The organism is Viridibacillus sp. KH_047, assembly GCF_057838945.1.
Window position 1 is genome coordinate 669,665 of sequence record NZ_CM174479.1, and the last position, 17,002, is coordinate 686,666.

15 protein-coding genes are annotated in these 17,002 nt (G+C 35.4%); 13 read left to right on the forward strand and 2 right to left on the reverse strand.

Going from position 1 to position 17,002, the window contains the following annotated elements; all coding sequences use genetic code 11:
- Window position 1 precedes the first annotated feature (1 nt).
- The 4 genes from AC3IS5_RS03345 to AC3IS5_RS03360 all read left to right on the forward strand — a co-directional run bounded on the left by AC3IS5_RS03345 (window position 2) and on the right by AC3IS5_RS03360 (window position 5,544).
- Window positions 2-997: a sensor histidine kinase gene (locus AC3IS5_RS03345; protein WP_489426557.1), complete on the forward strand. Its 996-nt coding sequence runs from the start codon at window positions 2-4 to the stop codon at window positions 995-997.
- Window positions 998-1,023: 26 nt separating this feature from the next.
- A complete protein-coding gene (locus AC3IS5_RS03350) occupies window positions 1,024-1,797 on the forward strand; it encodes an ABC transporter ATP-binding protein (protein WP_489426558.1) in 774 nt (257 codons plus the stop codon).
- Complete coding sequence (locus tag AC3IS5_RS03355; RefSeq protein ID WP_489426559.1) at window positions 1,769-3,700, forward strand: ABC transporter permease; 1,932 nt, start codon at window positions 1,769-1,771, stop codon at window positions 3,698-3,700. The genes AC3IS5_RS03350 and AC3IS5_RS03355 overlap by 29 nt, the downstream gene beginning before the upstream one ends.
- 284 nt (window positions 3,701-3,984) lie before the next feature.
- Window positions 3,985-5,544: a fatty acid--CoA ligase family protein gene (locus AC3IS5_RS03360; RefSeq protein WP_489426560.1), complete on the forward strand. Its 1,560-nt coding sequence runs from the start codon at window positions 3,985-3,987 to the stop codon at window positions 5,542-5,544.
- Window positions 5,545-5,578: 34 nt separating this feature from the next.
- On the opposite strand, the gene AC3IS5_RS03365 is transcribed toward AC3IS5_RS03360, so the two are convergent.
- A complete protein-coding gene (locus AC3IS5_RS03365) occupies window positions 5,579-6,928 on the reverse strand; it encodes an amino acid permease (protein WP_489426561.1) in 1,350 nt (449 codons plus the stop codon).
- A 215-nt stretch (window positions 6,929-7,143) separates the two neighbouring features.
- Between AC3IS5_RS03365 and AC3IS5_RS03370 the strand changes: the two genes are divergently transcribed.
- From AC3IS5_RS03370 to AC3IS5_RS03380, 3 genes are all read left to right on the forward strand, one after another.
- A complete protein-coding gene (locus AC3IS5_RS03370) occupies window positions 7,144-9,120 on the forward strand; it encodes a S9 family peptidase (protein WP_489426562.1) in 1,977 nt (658 codons plus the stop codon).
- Between the two features lie 282 nt (window positions 9,121-9,402).
- Entirely contained in the window at window positions 9,403-10,044 is a 642-nt protein-coding gene (locus AC3IS5_RS03375; RefSeq protein ID WP_489427812.1) for a DedA family protein, read from the forward strand.
- A gap of 158 nt (window positions 10,045-10,202) precedes the next feature.
- A complete protein-coding gene (locus AC3IS5_RS03380) occupies window positions 10,203-10,670 on the forward strand; it encodes an S-ribosylhomocysteine lyase (protein WP_489426563.1) in 468 nt (155 codons plus the stop codon).
- A 39-nt stretch (window positions 10,671-10,709) separates the two neighbouring features.
- Here the strand turns inward: AC3IS5_RS03380 and AC3IS5_RS03385 are convergent, their stop codons facing one another.
- Complete coding sequence (locus AC3IS5_RS03385; protein WP_489426564.1) at window positions 10,710-11,486, reverse strand: enoyl-CoA hydratase-related protein; 777 nt, start codon at window positions 11,484-11,486, stop codon at window positions 10,710-10,712.
- A 268-nt stretch (window positions 11,487-11,754) separates the two neighbouring features.
- Here AC3IS5_RS03385 and AC3IS5_RS03390 point away from each other — a divergent pair, with 268 nt between their 5' ends.
- From AC3IS5_RS03390 to AC3IS5_RS03415, 6 genes are all read left to right on the forward strand, one after another.
- Complete coding sequence (locus AC3IS5_RS03390; protein ID WP_489426565.1) at window positions 11,755-12,987, forward strand: EAL and HDOD domain-containing protein; 1,233 nt, start codon at window positions 11,755-11,757, stop codon at window positions 12,985-12,987.
- A gap of 237 nt (window positions 12,988-13,224) precedes the next feature.
- Window positions 13,225-13,563, forward strand: a complete 339-nt coding sequence (cccB, locus tag AC3IS5_RS03395; RefSeq protein WP_489426566.1) for a cytochrome c551 — start codon at window positions 13,225-13,227, stop codon at window positions 13,561-13,563.
- Window positions 13,564-13,796: 233 nt separating this feature from the next.
- Complete coding sequence (gene hprK / locus AC3IS5_RS03400; RefSeq protein ID WP_489426567.1) at window positions 13,797-14,723, forward strand: HPr(Ser) kinase/phosphatase; 927 nt, start codon at window positions 13,797-13,799, stop codon at window positions 14,721-14,723.
- Between the two features lie 35 nt (window positions 14,724-14,758).
- Window positions 14,759-15,568, forward strand: a complete 810-nt coding sequence (gene lgt, locus AC3IS5_RS03405; protein WP_489426568.1) for a prolipoprotein diacylglyceryl transferase — start codon at window positions 14,759-14,761, stop codon at window positions 15,566-15,568.
- Between the two features lie 232 nt (window positions 15,569-15,800).
- Window positions 15,801-16,466, forward strand: a complete 666-nt coding sequence (gene ppaX, locus AC3IS5_RS03410) for a pyrophosphatase PpaX (protein ID WP_489426569.1) — start codon at window positions 15,801-15,803, stop codon at window positions 16,464-16,466.
- Window positions 16,453-16,977, forward strand: a complete 525-nt coding sequence (locus tag AC3IS5_RS03415; protein ID WP_489426570.1) for an acyltransferase — start codon at window positions 16,453-16,455, stop codon at window positions 16,975-16,977. Before ppaX ends, AC3IS5_RS03415 begins: the two co-directional genes overlap by 14 nt.
- The last annotated feature ends 25 nt before the right edge of the window (window positions 16,978-17,002 follow it).

The following is a 17,002-nucleotide window of genomic DNA, read 5'->3' on the forward strand; positions in this document are numbered from 1 at the left end:
GATGCCGAATGTCAGATTATTTCTGAAGGATAATATTACATTAGTCTTTTTTGAAGTGTTATTAGTGCTATTTATTTTAGTGTTATTTTGGTTAGATGGCTTAAGAAATGTGGATACGGCAGTGTATTCCATTGTGATTACTTTAATATTAACGTTCACATATTTAGCGACACGTTATATTATGCGGCAATCTTTTTATAAAAAGATATCTGTTAAGCCAAAATCAATGGAAGATGCATTACAAAAAAATGCAAAAACACCAGAGCATTTGCAAACAGAGATTTTCATCCATACACTTTATAAAATATATCAACTAGAAGTACAGGCTTTATATGCGAAGCAAAATCGACATTTACAATTCATGAATCAATGGGTACATCAAATGAAAACACCTCTTGCTGTATTAGAATTACTCTTACAAGAAGAGGGTGAATTAGATAAGAAGAGTGTCCAAGAAGAAGTCGATCGTATGAAACGGAGTCTTGAGACTGTATTGATGAATGCAAGAATCGATACATTTGAAGAGGACATGAAAATTGAACAGGTTGAAATTCGTCAAATGGTTGTTGAGGCAGTTAATGAGCATAAACGGTTATTTATTGCACATCGTGTTTATCCTGATATTGCGATAGATGAAAATCTTATGGTTCCAACGGATTCGAAATGGATGAAATTTATTATTGGTCAATTTATTACAAATGCAGTTAAATATACGTTTGAAGAGGGTAAAAAAATATATTTATCCACGGAAGTTACGGAGAACCATATTGAACTGACAATTAGAGATGAAGGTATAGGTATACCTTCATCAGATTTGAAACGTGTAACACGTCCCTTTTTCACAGGTGAGAATGGACGTAAAACAGGTGAATCGACGGGAATGGGTTTATATTTAGCACAAGAGGTTTGTGATAAATTAGGACACCAGTTATTAATTGAATCTGAGGTTGGGAAAGGGACGAAGATGAAGGTTTTGTTTAATCGTTCATCGAGCTAGCATTTCATAGAAAGTGAGGTGGACTTGTGTCTATCTTGAAAATTGATGAAGTTACAAAAGTTTATGAAGGAAAAGTTACACATCGAGCGCTTAATCAACTGAGTTTTGAAGTAGAGAAGGGCGAATTTTTGGCTGTTATGGGTCCTTCGGGTAGCGGCAAAACGACGTTGTTAAATGTTGTCTCAACGATAGATACACCTACTTCTGGTGAAATCACCGTAGATGGCATTAAGCCTCATGAGTTGAAAAAGAATGAACTGGCTTATTTTCGACGTCGTCAACTTGGCTTCGTATTTCAAGATTTCAACTTATTACAGATGCTAACGGTTGAGGAAAATATGGTATTACCTTTGACTTTAGATAATATGGATGTTGAGGTAATGGAAGAGCGGGTACAGAATGTATCCAAGCAGTTAGGCATACAGTCTATTTTAGAAAAGCGTCCAAATGAAATCTCTGGTGGGCAAGCCCAAAAGACGGCAATTGGACGAGCTCTTATTCATAAACCATCTCTAATTTTAGCAGATGAACCAACTGGAAATTTAGATTCTAATTCCTCAAGAGATGTGTTAGAGCTGTTAGGACGCATTAATAAAAATGAGGGTACGACAATCGTAATGGTGACGCATGATCCGATTGCGGCAAGTTATTGTGACCGGGTGTTATTTATCAAAGATGGTGAGTATTTCAATGAAATCTATAAAGATGATCACCGTCAGACATTTTTCCAAGGAATTTTGAATGTGCTCAGTCTATTGGGAGGTCATGTCGGTGACTTTTCGACAGTTCGCCTACCGTAATGTTATAAGAAATTATCGAGTTTATGCAGCATTTTTTATGTCGAGCGTATCATCCGTGATGGTGTTTTTTATTTACTCGATGCTCATGTTTCATCCTAAGGTAGAGGATGAGTTTCTAAGGGAAATTGCGTTCCAAGGAATGTTTGTCGCAGAAGTTATATTAGTGTTATTTATGATGTTCTTCTTATTCTACTCAATGCGTGCGTTTCTTCAGGCCCGTTCCAAGGAATTTGGTTTGCTCATGCATCTAGGAATGGAAAAACGACAGTTAAATAAGCTGGTATTACTAGAGACGATAATTATTGGAGTAACTTCGATTATCTTGGGGATTGTATTCGGTTATGCCTTTGCGAAATTCTTTTTTATGATTGTTCGCGAAATTTTACAAATAGATAGCTTACCGTTGTATTTTTCTTGGGAGCCATTTGCATTAACAATTGGAACATTTACAAGTTTATTTGTAATTATTTCGTTTGTTAGTGTGATGTTCATACGAGATCGTGATGTTATCGATTTGTTAAAGGGTTACTGGCGCAATGAACAGACAGCCTCTTATTCGAAATGGCGAGCTATTTTAGGGTTGTTGATATTAATTCTTTCTTATGTGCTAGCCTCATTCACGACACAAGAACGTTTAATGGTTTTATTAGCAATATTACCCCCTTTAGCAAGTTTGGGAACATATTTGTTTTTCACGGATACACTACAGTGGCTGATGTCTTTTGTACGTGCTCGAAAGAAAATGTATTGGCATAAGTATCGTTTAATAACTGTTTCGGAAGTGTCTATTATTATGCGAGAAAATGCACGTATGTTTTTTATCTCTTGCATGGTTTCCACCTTGGCTTTTTTAGCTATGGGTACTCTTATCTCTATGTCGACATTTACGCATCAGTTTCATAGTCTAAATCCATTGGGCCTCGTCTATTCGAGTAAAATAGACAACCCTTATGAAGAAGCACATATTAATAGTTTGACGAAAGAATTAGAAGCAAATGGACTGTCTTATCATTTAAATAAGTTTACGGTAAAACGTCAAACATCTTCTAATACTCAACAGCCGGTAAAGATTATTCGGCAATCAGATATAAATCGACTGGCCCTAGTATTTGGTTATCCTGTTGTCAATTTGGATCAAGGGGAGGCCATCTTTTTAGCCTACTCAGAGAAGTCTTTGGAGGAATTAAGAAACAAGAAGGTCAGGACCGTTTTACAAGAAAATAGTATTCCACTTTACATCAATTCAGTTTATCCACGTGTTCTTTTTTCTCCTACTGAGCTTGGAACGAATGTCATTGTCATAAATGACGATGATTTCAATTTAATCGATGAGGCAATGGTTGGAGCAAATGCCGAACAGTCCACGAATCACTTGTATGTATTTCATGTACCACAGTGGACAGCTACTAAGAATATTGGAGTAGAGTTAGATGCGATGGTGACAGATGCATATCTGAATAATCATCAAGGTGAATTGCCATTTTACTTTGAGAATTCCGGCTTAGATTATTCATTTATACGTTCGACTTTTGCGTTGTTGCTATTTATTGGATTATTAGCAGCTTCTGTGTTTTTCTTAGCATCTGGTAGTTTTATCTACTTTAAATTATATACGGGTCTAGAGCGAGATAAGCAGCAATTTAATGCACTCAGGAGAATGGGAATTACGGAAAAGGAACTAAGGAAAATTGTGAATAGACAGTTGATACCACAGTTCTTTTTACCTTGGGGTCTAGCAATGTTGCACAGTACATTTGCATTTATGTCATTACAGGCATTTTGGACAGGTATTGCAGAGCTTTCGATATTGAGGGAAATATTAATCGTTTTAGCAGCTATCACTTGTGTTCAATTTTTCTATTTCTATTTAATTCGCTGGCGTTATTTATCCCATATTAGCTAATGCTAATTGGCTCTGATGTTAAGGATAAGGATTTAAGCAAGTCTATCAATTACCTCTGGTGATTGATAGGCTTTTTTTTATGGAAAAAAATCTAATTATTACACTCTCCTAACAAATAAGTAATTGAGCTATGAAAATAATTAAAGTAGTAGAACTAAATAAAAAATAGTGGAACTACTTAACGCTATAAATAGCTGTCTGTTGTTTTATTTTGTAAATTTTAATATAATATAGTCAGAAATGAATGAATATTCATTCTGTTTTGACAAAGGGGAGATAAGTATATGAATTTAGTTTCGGCAGTTCATAAAACATCAAAAGAACAACCGGAAAAGATTGCGTATCATTTTATGGGGAAAGATACGAATTATGGTGAATTTGAAGAATCGGTTGCACGCTTTGCTTCAGCTTTAAAGGGATTAGGGGTAGGAAATGGGGACCATATTGCGTTATTACTTGGCAATACACCTCATTTTTTAATTTCTTTATATGCAACAATGCGCGTAGGCGCAACTGTAATTCCGATTAATCCAATTTACACACCAGATGAGATTACGTATATTGTACGTAATGGAGATGCTAAAGTAGTTATTGCATTAGATGCTTTATTGCCATTAGTGAAAGTAGGAGTAACTGCCTTTCCGAATGTAGAAGCATTCATTGTATGTGAAACTGCTCCTGAAACAGCAGCTAAGTTGGCCGAGTTAGAGAGTCCTGTGAAAGAAAAAGTAAGATCATTTTCAATGTTGCTGGCATCATCTTCAGCGGATTTTGAACCTACAGAATTAGATCCAGAAGATACAGCTATTATTTTGTATACTTCGGGAACGACAGGACAACCGAAGGGTGCAATGTTAACGCATAAAAACCTTTATTCAAATGCGCGGGATGTAGCGGAGTATTTGACTATTTCTCCTGAAGATCGTGTGGTTACGGCTTTACCGGTCTTTCATGTGTTTGCCCTTACGGTAGTAGTGAATGCACCACTATTAAATGCGGCAACATTATTAATTGTACCTAGATTCAGTCCTAAAGATGTATTTGAAATTGCAAGAGAGAAAAAGGCTACAGTTTTTGCGGGAGTACCTACAATGTACAATTTCTTATATCAATTCCCTGATGGTAATCCAGAAGATTTCTCATCAATTCGTATAGCTATTTCTGGTGGTTCTTCTTTACCAGTAGCATTGCTACATAATTTTGAAGACAAGTTTAAAGTGAGTATTTCTGAAGGCTATGGCTTATCTGAGGCATCACCAGTAACAAGCTTTAACCCGCTAGGGCGTGAGCGAAAGCCTGGTTCAATTGGTACGAACATCGTCAATGTGGAAAATAAAGTATTCAACCAATTAGGAGAGGAAGTACCTGTTGGTGAAGTAGGCGAACTTGTTGTCAAAGGTCCTAATGTGATGAAAGGCTATTATAAAATGCCTGAAGAAACAGCCGCAACCATTCGTGATGGTTGGTTATATACAGGAGACCTTGCGAAAATGGACGAGCAAGGTTACTTCTATATTGTCGATCGAAAGAAAGATATGATTATAGTTGGAGGCTATAATGTCTATCCACGTGAGGTGGAAGAAGTATTATATGCACACCCAGGTATCGTGGAAGCTGCAGTAATTGGTTTACCTGATCTCAATTTTGGTGAAGAAGTCTTTGCGTATGTGGTTTTAAAAGACCCGAATCTAACTACTGAAGATATCTATGAATATTGCCAAGAAAAGCTAGTAAAATATAAAATACCTAAGCAAATTGAAATTATTGAAGAGCTACCTAAAAATACAACGGGAAAAATTTTGCGTCGTTCTTTGAAAGAACATGCTCATGCTCTAAATAAATAATAAAAAGGAGGTGCCTAGACGGCATCTCCTTTTTTTACTTTTTATAAATTAATTGGTACATAATATAGACAAATAAAATCCATATCGGACCGACAATAAGCGCGATTCGAGTATCTGGGAAGTATGCCATTAAAATCATAACGAGTGATAAAAAGGCAAGAGCAAAATATGGTCCGACCGGATACATAAATGCTTTATATTTTAGTTTAGATACTTGAGCTTTTGATAATGATTTCCGGAACTTTAATTGGGTAATTAAAATAATTGCCCATGTCCAAATGGCTCCGAAAGTAGATATACTAGTCACCCATACGAATACTTTTTCAGCTACAAAATAGTTCAGTGCTACACCGATTAGTAATACAAATGCAGATGCCATAATGGCTGCAGCTGGTACGCCGCCTTTACTAATTTTCGCAAATACTTTTGGTGCTTGTTTTTGTTCAGCCAAGTTAAAGAGCATTCGACCAGTACTGAAAATACCGCCATTACAGCTAGATAATGCGGCTGTTAAAACAACAAAATTAATAATCCCTGCAGCATAACGTAAACCAATTTTATCAAACATTAAAACGAACGGACTACCTGTAGAGCCAACTTCGTTCCAAGGATAAATCGACATGATTACAAGTAATGCACCTACGTAGAATAATAAAATACGCCAAAGTACAGTATCAATCGCTTTAGGAATTACTTTTTCAGGGTTTTTAGCTTCACCAGCAGTAATCCCGATCATTTCGATACCTAGATAAGCGAACATTACTATTGGTAAGGACATGAAAACACCTTGTATTCCATTCGGGAAAAATCCACCATGGCTCCATAAATTACTAAAGCCAACAGCAATACCGCCATTGCCAATACCAAATAAAATAACACCTAAGCCTAGTACAATCATCGAAATAATTGCAAGGATTTTAATAAGTGCGAACCAAAATTCAAACTCACCATAAGCTTTTACAGCAATTAAATTAACCATAACCATGACAACTAACGCTGCTAATGCCCATAACCATTTCGGGGAATCAGGGAACCAAAGTTGCATATACACGCCAACAGCTGTAATTTCGGCCATACAAGTAACAATCCACAAAAACCAATAGTTCCAGCCTGTTATAAATCCAGCTAATGGTCCTAAATAATCTCTAGCATAGCGACTAAATGAACCGGCAACTGGATTGTTTACTGCCATTTCGCCAAGTGAACGCATAATAATGAAAATAACAGCACCACCAAGTGCATAAGCAATTAAAATAGCTGGTCCAGCTAATTTTATTGCTCCTGCAGAACCTAAAAATAGACCGACTCCTATGGCGGCACCGAGCGACATCAACGTAATGTGTCGTTGCTCCAACCCGCGTTGAAGCTCTGGTTTCTTGTTCATAATGTTAGACTCCTTCGAAGCTAATGATAACTCCCCTATATTACCATAAAATTTAATGAATAAAAATCCACACGCCAGGGCAATAAGAAAAATTATGTAAACTCTTTGTCTTTATAAGTAATTTATGGTTACAATACATACATATATATGTTTGATTAATTCAAATATATTGATAATTTAAGAGTTTTCCATTTATAGGGAAGGGGAGTTTTTTCATGTCTAAACGTTTATTAAAAGCAGAGGATTTATATGCCTTGCACTCTATTACAAATCCACAATTATCTCCAAGTGGAGAAGAGGCAGTTTTTGTTCGTACGAGTATTGATGAAGAAAAAAATAAATATATAGCGCACTTATTCCACTTAGATCTTACAAGTGGAGCAGTAACTCAGTGGTCATATGGGAAAGATCGTATCTCGTCTCCGACTTGGTCAGCAGATGGGCGAAATGTTGCGTTTTTGTCAAATCGTAATGAAAAAAATCAAATATATATTATTGCGAAAAATGGTGGAGAGGCACGTCAACTTACAACATTAGCAAATGGTGTTTCACAATTTCAATGGTCACCATGCGGTCAGAGTATTTGGTTTAGTGGCCGACTTAAGGAAGGTAAAAACTTCGCAGATGTAGCTGAAAAAGAAGAAAAGAAAAAGCCAACTGCTTATATAGTAGAAGGTATGAAATATAAAGCTGACAGTATAGGGTTATTACCTCAAGATAGTTATAATCATATTGGGAAAATTGATGTAGCATCTGGTGATATTGAATTGTTTTCAGAAGGCAATCATAATTACAGTTTAGAAGCAGTATCACATGATGGTAAAAAGTTAGTTTTATCAGGGAATCGTGCAGAAAATAAAGACTTTGATTTCAGTCAGCAACTGCTATTAGTTGATATCGAAACAAAGAAAGAAACGACCATTCTTAATGAAGAAGGTACTTATGGGGATGCATATTTTTCATATGATGATCGTTACATAGCGTTTTATGGCGGTAAGCATTCATATAAAAACGCGACACACGGTGGAGTTTATATTTACGATACAGAAGAGCAAAATTATAGAAATCTAACAGAGGGCTTTGATGCACCAATAGGAGATCTTGCTGTAGCAGATCATCAGCAAGGAGCTACTGCACCAACTGTTGTATGGACGAAAGCGAACGACCTGTATTTCCAAGTGTCTACAATGGGAGATATACGATTATATTATGCAACATTGGATGGAGCAATTTATCCAGCAAGTCCAGAAAATGAACATGTCTATGGCTACGATGTTGAGCGTGATGGTTTGTTCGCGCTGTTAGCAATTAGTAATCCTATAATGCCAGGTGAACTTTTTAAATACGATGTAACAACAGGTGAAAGTCAACAAATGACTCATTTCAATGATGCCTTTGTGAACGAGGTTGAACTTGTTCAACCTGAAGCAATTACTTATAAAAGTTCAGATGGATTTGATGTGTATGGTTGGTTGATGAAGCCAGCTCAGTATGAAGAAGGTAGAAAGTATCCACTAATCGTTGAAATTCATGGTGGACCGCATGCAATGTATGCAAATTCATTTTTCCATGAGATGCAGTTGATTGCAGCGCAAGGTTATGGTGTCCTTTATGTCAATCCAAGAGGAAGCCATGGATATAGCCAAGAATTTGTAGATGCAGTACGTGGTGATTATGGTGGTGGTGATTATGCAGACATCATGGCTGGATTAGATGCGACGATTGCGGATCAGGATTGGATTGATACAGATCGACTTGGAGTAACTGGAGGCAGTTACGGTGGTTTTATGACAAACTGGATTGTAGGTCATACAAATCGCTTTAAGGCAGCTGTAACGCAACGTTCAATCTCTAACTGGATTAGTTTCTTTGGTGTATCAGATATTGGTTACTATTTCAGCGATTGGCAAATCGGTACGGATATGAAAGATGTAGAAAAGTTATGGCAACATTCACCTCTTAAATATGCCGAAAATGTGGAAACGCCATTATTAATCTTGCATAGTGAAAAGGATTTCCGTTGTCCAATAGAACAAGCAGAGCAACTATATATTACGTTAAAATCTATGGGCAAGGAAACTCAATTTGTGAGATTCCCAGATGCAGATCATAACTTATCTCGAACAGGCTTACCAAATTTACGTATAGAAAGACTTAATCAAATTACAGGTTGGTTTGAGAAATATTTGTAATTTAAAAGTTCTAAGGTTTTATTCTATTTGGTGACAAGTCTACAATGCAAAAATTAGGACGTAGTAAATTTTTTAAACTAAGTTGTTGTGAGTACAATATTTAAAGTATATAAATAATCTCATGATGAGTGCATAATAAATATAAAAAGTTCCGCACGATGCGGAACTTTTTATATTTCACAACGTTTATTAAAAGCGTACATATTTATAAATCCGTGACAGTATAGTGAGAAAACAGTATGATGAACAAGTGAAAAAAAAAGATTGCGAGTGAATTGAATGATTGAACTAATACAGAACTTATTTAGCTTTATAATGCATATTGATCAACATCTCGTTGAAATAATTCAACAATTTGGTGTTTGGTCATATGGTATTATCTTTTCCATTGTTTTTGTCGAAACGGGTCTTGTAATATTCCCGTTTTTACCAGGTGATTCATTACTTTTTGCCAGCGGAGCATTTGCAGCACTTGGAGCATTTAATTTACCGATACTTCTTTTAGTGTTTTTCGTAGCAGCTGTGTTTGGAGATTCAGTAAACTATGAAATTGGACAAAAAGTTGGAACGGCTATTTCACCAAAGAGCTTTTTAGGCCGTGTTATTAATCAAGATCGTATGCAAAAAGCACAGGACTTCTTTAATAAGCATGGTGGGAAAACGATTATCTTCGCCCGCTTTATGCCATTTATTCGAACGTTTATCCCATTTGTAGCCGGTGCTAGTAGAATGCATTATCGTCAATTTTTAATGTATAACATTATAGGTGCATTCTTATGGGTTGCTATTTGTACATTAGCAGGATACTTCTTTGGTAATATTCCAATAATTAAAGACAACTTCTCAAAAGTAATATTAATTATTATTTTCGTTTCAGTTTTGCCAGCGATCATTGGTTTTTTGAAATCGAGAGTAAAGAAATAAATAATAGCAGTAAAACACTTTAGTTAATTGGCTAAAGTGTTTTTTTATGAAAACCAATTAAAATAGTAAGAATTGTTGGAATGTTTAGTGAAAAAGTATTTAGAAAATGGTAATATTGATTTTATATAGAAGACTAATAGTAAAGGGAGTTTGATATCATGGGGAAAATGAATGTTGAAAGCTTTAATTTAGACCATACAAAAGTCGTCGCACCATTTGTTCGATTAGCGGGACTTAAAAAAGGTGTAAATGGTGATGAAGTTTATAAATATGATATTCGATTTAAACAACCTAACAAAGAGCATATGGAAATGCCTGCGTTACATTCAATAGAGCATTTAATGGCTGAGAACATTCGTAATCATACGGACCATGTTGTCGACCTTAGTCCAATGGGATGCCAAACGGGCTTCTATTTATCAATGATTAATCATGATAACTTTGATGAAGTACTAGATATTTTAGATAAAACTTTTAATGATGTCTTGGTAGCAACGGAAGTACCAGCATGCAACGAAGTCCAATGTGGTTGGGCTGCGAGCCATAGTTTAGAAGGTGCGAAGGAGCTTGCAAAAGAAATGCTAGCGAAACGCGGTGAGTGGAAACAAATTTTCATAGAAGAATAAACAGATAAGAGGCTGCGTATACTAGCAGCCTCTTTATTATTATCTTCCTGTAAAATTTGGTTTTCGCTTTTCAGAAAATGCATTGAGTGCTTCAATACGATCTTCAGTAGGAATGGTAATTTCATATGATTTTCGCTCAATATGAAGACCTGTTTGTAAATCGGTATTCATACCATGCTTGATAGCAAATTTTGCTTGTTGTAATGCAATGGGACCGTTAGCTAGCATCAACTCTGCGAATGCCACTGTTTTTGTAAGAAGATCTTCACGCTTTTCGACTTTAGTCAAAAGACCGTATGCTAGTGCTTCTTCAGCCTTTAATCTTTTTGCAGTTAAAATTAGTTCTAGTGCTTTTGCTTCTCCTATGAGTCTAGGAAGTCGTTGAGTTCCGCCAGCTCCGGGAATTATACCAAGGCTCGTTTCTGTTAGGCCGAGTAATACATCATCTGCAGCAAAACGGAAGTCACATGCTAATGCTAATTCGGTACCCCCACCGAAAGCATAGCCATTAATCATTGCAATAGTCGGTTGAGGTAAATTTTCAATAGCTGAAAAAACCTCACCTATCTTATAAAGGTTGCGTTTTACGCGTTGTTCAGTTAATGTTTTTCTTTCTTTCAAGTCAGCACCAACACTAAAAGCTTTATCACCTGCGCCTGTAAAGATGACCACACGAATATCGGGATTAATCCGAATAGATTCAACAATTTGACCTAATTCAACTAGTAAATCATAATTGAATGCATTCATCGCTAGTGGTCTATTCAATGTAACAAATGCCAAATGCTCCTGTTGTTTATAAATTAGTGTTTCCAATGAAATTTCCCCCTTATTGTGAAAAAATTACTCCCAATTAAACGATAGCATGTCTATGGTTTTTCGTCATCTTTGAATAAATATTTCCAGTTATTAAGTGTTTAATATTATCCTTATATTTTCGGTTAAAGGATAATTTTATTGTAAAATGTATATCTACATGAAATTAAAGGTAAAATGAAAGGTTTAAAGTAACGGGGTAAACTAAATACTTTAAGCAATATTGCTGATATAATGAAATGGAAATAGATTTTAAAGGAGAAACCATATGGAAGTATTTATTGGTCGTCAACCTATATTTAATAAACAAAAGCAAGTTTTCGCATATGAATTATTATATCGAGACGGAGCAGTCATGAACGAGTTTCCATCTATTGATTCGGATAAGGCAACCGTTGAAGTTTTGATCAATTCATTATTTTCAATTGGTTTTGATGAACTTACAAATGGTAAACCATGCTTTATAAACTTTACTGAAAACCTTTTAATGAGTAACATATTTGATCACTTACAACCTGATCAAGTAGTAATTGAAATTTTAGAAGATGTCCCCATCACAGCAAAACTGGTTAAGAGAATCAAAAAATTAAAAAGCCAAGGTTATAAAATTGCTCTTGATGATTTTGAGTTGCAAAAAGATGTAACACTTTATAATGAATTATTTACATATACAGATTTTATTAAAGTAGATTTTCTTCTTACTTCAGAAGAGGAACGAAAAGAGATTGAGAATCGTGTTAGAAAAGACTTCCCTAAAATTGTTTTGTTAGCTGAAAAGGTAGAGACACGCTCTCAATGTCACATAGCAAATGAAAATGGATATCAACTTTTTCAAGGTTATTTCTTCAAACAACCTCAAATTATCCGAGGTAATGATATCCCAACCAATATATTACAATATTATCGTGTAATTTCTTTATTACGCGGGAAAGATCCCGATATTGATGATATTTCTAAGCAAATTGAACATGACGTTGCGATGTCATTCAAATTGTTAAAATTGATCAATTCATCTTCGAAACGTAGAAAATCTAAAATTCGTTCAATTAAACAAGCTATTTTATTATTGGGCTTAGCAGATTTACGTAAATGGATATATATTTTAGCGTATCGTGAATCGCAAAAGGATGCACAAGCTGATATGTATGATGAGCTGATGAAGGCATCCTTATGTAGAGCTAAAATCTGTGAAATGTTAGCACGTTATAATTATAAAGAAAATTATTCCGAATACTTTTTAGTAGGCATGTTTTCATTAATCGATGCAATTTTGCAAAGACCTATGAACAGTATATTATTACAACTTCCTTTGTCAGATATTATTATTGAAACCATTTTAGAAGGAGAGACAGAGATGACGCCATATCTACAAGTGGCTATTGCTTTAGATAAGCTAAATTGGGATAAAGTTGCAGAGTTAGCTGTTGAAATAGGGATTAATGGAAAAGATTTATACGCAATATACCAAGAAGCAAATAAATGGTCAGATAATATTCTTTAATGTCTACTACTGATAATGCAATGATAAAAATGAAGACTAAAACAGTTGAATAAGCTTTTTATTCTGGGGAATGCTTAAATAGTGAAATTCACAAATATGAAACAACTTGTTGATACATTGATGTATATGTGTTTACAGAGCTTTTTAGTAGGCTTACCTGTTAGTGTAAGGTTTTAAAAACGTTTATATACGGTATAATTATTCTGTAAGTAATACAATGATTGAGGAGGTCTTTAAATGAAAAAAACTCTACTTGCTATTCTATTCGGTTCAGCCCTTGTGCTTGGTGCATGTGGTGGTGGTAATAAAGCAAAAGAAGAAACTACAAATGAAAAAACTGGTTCAGAAACAGCAGCTGTTGACACACAACAAATTATTCAACAAAAGTGTATCACTTGTCACGGTGAAAATCTTGAAGGACGAGGTAACTTCCCTAATCTCTCAAAAATCGGTGCCACTCGTTCAAAAAAAGAAATCTTAGATGTTATTAATAATGGTAAAAATGGAATGCCTGGTGGTATCATTTCTGGTGACGATGCTGAGGCAGTAGCTAAATGGTTATCTGAACAAAAATAAGCTCTGTATTAAAAACTAGATTTCTGAGGGGGAAGCTAGTTTTTTGTAGGTGGATTATACAGCAAGGATAAGAGCAACCCATAGGGCATATGGATTGCTTTTTTCTATTTGTAAATTTGGTTTATGGAAGAGGGTCGTAGCTGGACGAACGCGCTCAGCAATTAAATTTATGTTAAAATATATTCCAAGTGTTGTTATTTTAAAGGGTAGTTTTATGGAAGGAAGTGTTAGTCTTGGATCAAGTATGTACGAAAGATGTTATTAAGATGTTTGACTTGAAGCTTATCAGTGGCCATGAGGGAATTGGTCGACATATATTAACAAGTGATATTTCTAGACCAGGCCTTGAGATGGCAGGCTATTTTACGCATTATCCAGCTCAACGTGTTCAGCTATTAGGAAAAACAGAGCTGTCATTTTTTGATATGTTACCAAGGGATGTGCAGTTTGATCGAATGAACAAACTATGTTCACAAGATACACCTGCTATTATTATTTCGCATGATATGGAAGTACCTGAAGCGTTATTTGTTGCTTCTAATGAGCACCATGTACCGGTATTATCAACAAAAATGGCAACAACTCGTTTCTCTAGTATGTTAACGAATTATCTTGAAAGTCAATTGGCTCCAACAACAGCTGTTCATGGTGTATTGGCTGATATATATGGTATTGGAGTTTTGATTACTGGGAAAAGCGGCGTAGGTAAAAGTGAGACTGCACTTGAACTTGTGAAAAAAGGACACCGTCTTGTAGCGGATGACTGTGTAGAAATTCGTCAAGAAGGTGAAAATACATTAATAGGGAATGCACCTGCTTTAATACAGCATTTACTTGAAATTCGTGGCATAGGTATTATTGATATTATGACATTATTTGGAGCTAGTGCTGTTAGAAGTCATAAACGCATTTCACTTGTTATTGATTTAGAAGTATGGGATTCTGATAAAACCTATGATCGTTTAGGTTTAGAAGAAGAGACGATGAAAATTATTGATACAGAATTGACGAAGTTAACAATCCCAGTTAAACCAGGACGAAATCTATCTGTTATCATCGAAGTAGCAGCAATGAATTATCGATTGAAAAAACTTGGTGTCAACGCAGCAGAAGAGTTTTCTAGAAGGCTTGATAGTGTGATTGAGTCTAAAGAAAATTGATGTAGGCAAACTTCGTAATTTGGAAGGAGAAAAGTATGGATTCAATATTATTACAAATTAACCCAGTAGCACTTGAGCTAGGACCAATTTCAATTAGATGGTACGGGGTCATTATCGCAATGGGCATTATTATTGCCTTTTTGATTGGGCAAAGAGAAATGGTGAAACGTGGATTTCATAATGATTTTTTAACAGATTTATTGATTTGGGCAGTACCAATTTCTATTATTTGTGCCCGAATTTACTATGTAATATTTAAATGGGATTTCTATAGTGCAAATCCTGGTGAGATTATTCAAATTTGGCATGGTGGGATTGCCATACACGGTGCACTAATTGGTGCATTTATTACTACATATATTTTTGCTAAAAAGCGTGGGGTTAGTTTTTGGAAGATTGCAGATGTATTAGCGCCAAGCTTATTAGTAGGTCAAATTATTGGCCGTTGGGGTAACTTTATGAACCAAGAGGCTTATGGTGGTGCTGTGACACGCGATTTCTTAGAAGGATTGCATTTGCCAAATTGGATCATTGAGCAGATGAATGTAAACGGTATTTACCATCACCCTACCTTCTTATATGAATCCCTATGGAATGTAGTTGGCCTCGTATTGTTACTAGCCTTACGAAAAGTGAATTTACGACGTGGTGAAATATTTTTAACTTATATTATTTGGTATTCATTTGGTCGCTTCTTCGTAGAAGGATTACGTACTGATAGTTTATTAATAGGTGATTTGCGCATGGCACAAATTGTGTCGTTAATCGGTTTAGTGATAGGTGTTGTACTTTTCATCTATAGAAGAATGAAAGTAAAACCAGTTGTAAAGTATTTAGATAAGTAATATTGAAGAGTAGCGAAGGAAATGCTAAAAGAGTGTTAATGGCCAGGCTGAATACAGCTTGGTCATTAATGCTTATCATGTAGTTGTTGAAACTATATACATTTTTGGACTTTAGGAATCCCTATGTTGTCGTTATTTTTAATCGTATTACGACAGCATTCGTTTTTCTCGTAGTTGTCACAACACTTTGACGAAGAGCTGAAGAAAAGAAAGAAAAAGGAGCCGCATTCGTATGACAAATAGAAAAATTAAAGCACTATTATTCGACTTTGACGGTACTTTATTAGATACAAATGAGCTTATCATACAAACTTTTTTACATGTATTAGAGACTAAATTCCCCGGGAAATATAGCAGAGAAGATGTTTTACCATTTTTAGGGCCTTCTTTAAAAGATACATTTTCAACTGTCGATTTAGGGCGTGTAGATGAGCTAGTACAAGATTATCGAAAATGGAATATTGCTCATCATGATGAGCTTGTAACAGAATTTGACGGTGTTTTAGAAACATTACTAGCATTGAAAGAAGCAGGAATTCGACTTGCGATTGTTTCAACAAAACGACAAGATATGCTAGCAAGAGGACTTCGTATTTTAAACGCAGAAGGATTATTTGAAGTCATCATTGGTTTAGATGATGTGAAAAATGTGAAGCCAGATCCAGAACCAATTCTATTAGCACTTGAGAAGATGGGTCTACAAAAAGATGAAGTTATAATGATAGGCGATAATTCTCACGATATTGAAGGTGGTAAAAACGCTGGAGTAAAAACAGCGGGCGTTGCATGGTCCTTGAAGGGTGAAGCATTCTTGGCGCAATTCAAACCTGATTATATGTTACATCATTTGAGTGACTTACTAGAGATTGTTGGAGAAGTTTCCTATGAGGAGAACTGAGAGATATCGTGTTGAAGGTGCAAGTTCTCTTTGGCAAATTTATAAAACAGTTTCCTTTTGGAAGGTAGCAAAAACATTCATCGTTATACAAATGGCGCGTTATACGCCGTTTTTATCGATGAAAAACTGGCTATATCGTACATTTTTGAAAATGAAAATAGGAGATAAGACGGCTTTTGCTTTAATGGTAATGCCCGATACGATGTTTCCTGAACGCATTCAAGTAGGAAGTAATACGATCATTGGCTATAATACGACGATTTTAGCGCATGAATATTTAATAGAAGAATATAGATTAGGCGATGTCATTATTGGAGATCGTGTAATGATTGGTGCAAATTCAACAATATTGCCTGGCGTTAGCATTGGAGATGATGCAATTGTCTCTGCTGCAACATTAGTGAATAGAGATGTTCCAGCTGGCGCTTTTGTTGGAGGTAATCCTATGCAAATTATTTACACGAAGGAACAAATGGATATTAAAAAGTCGCTCAATTCTAAAAACTCATAAAGTTTATATGCTTTATGAGTTTTTT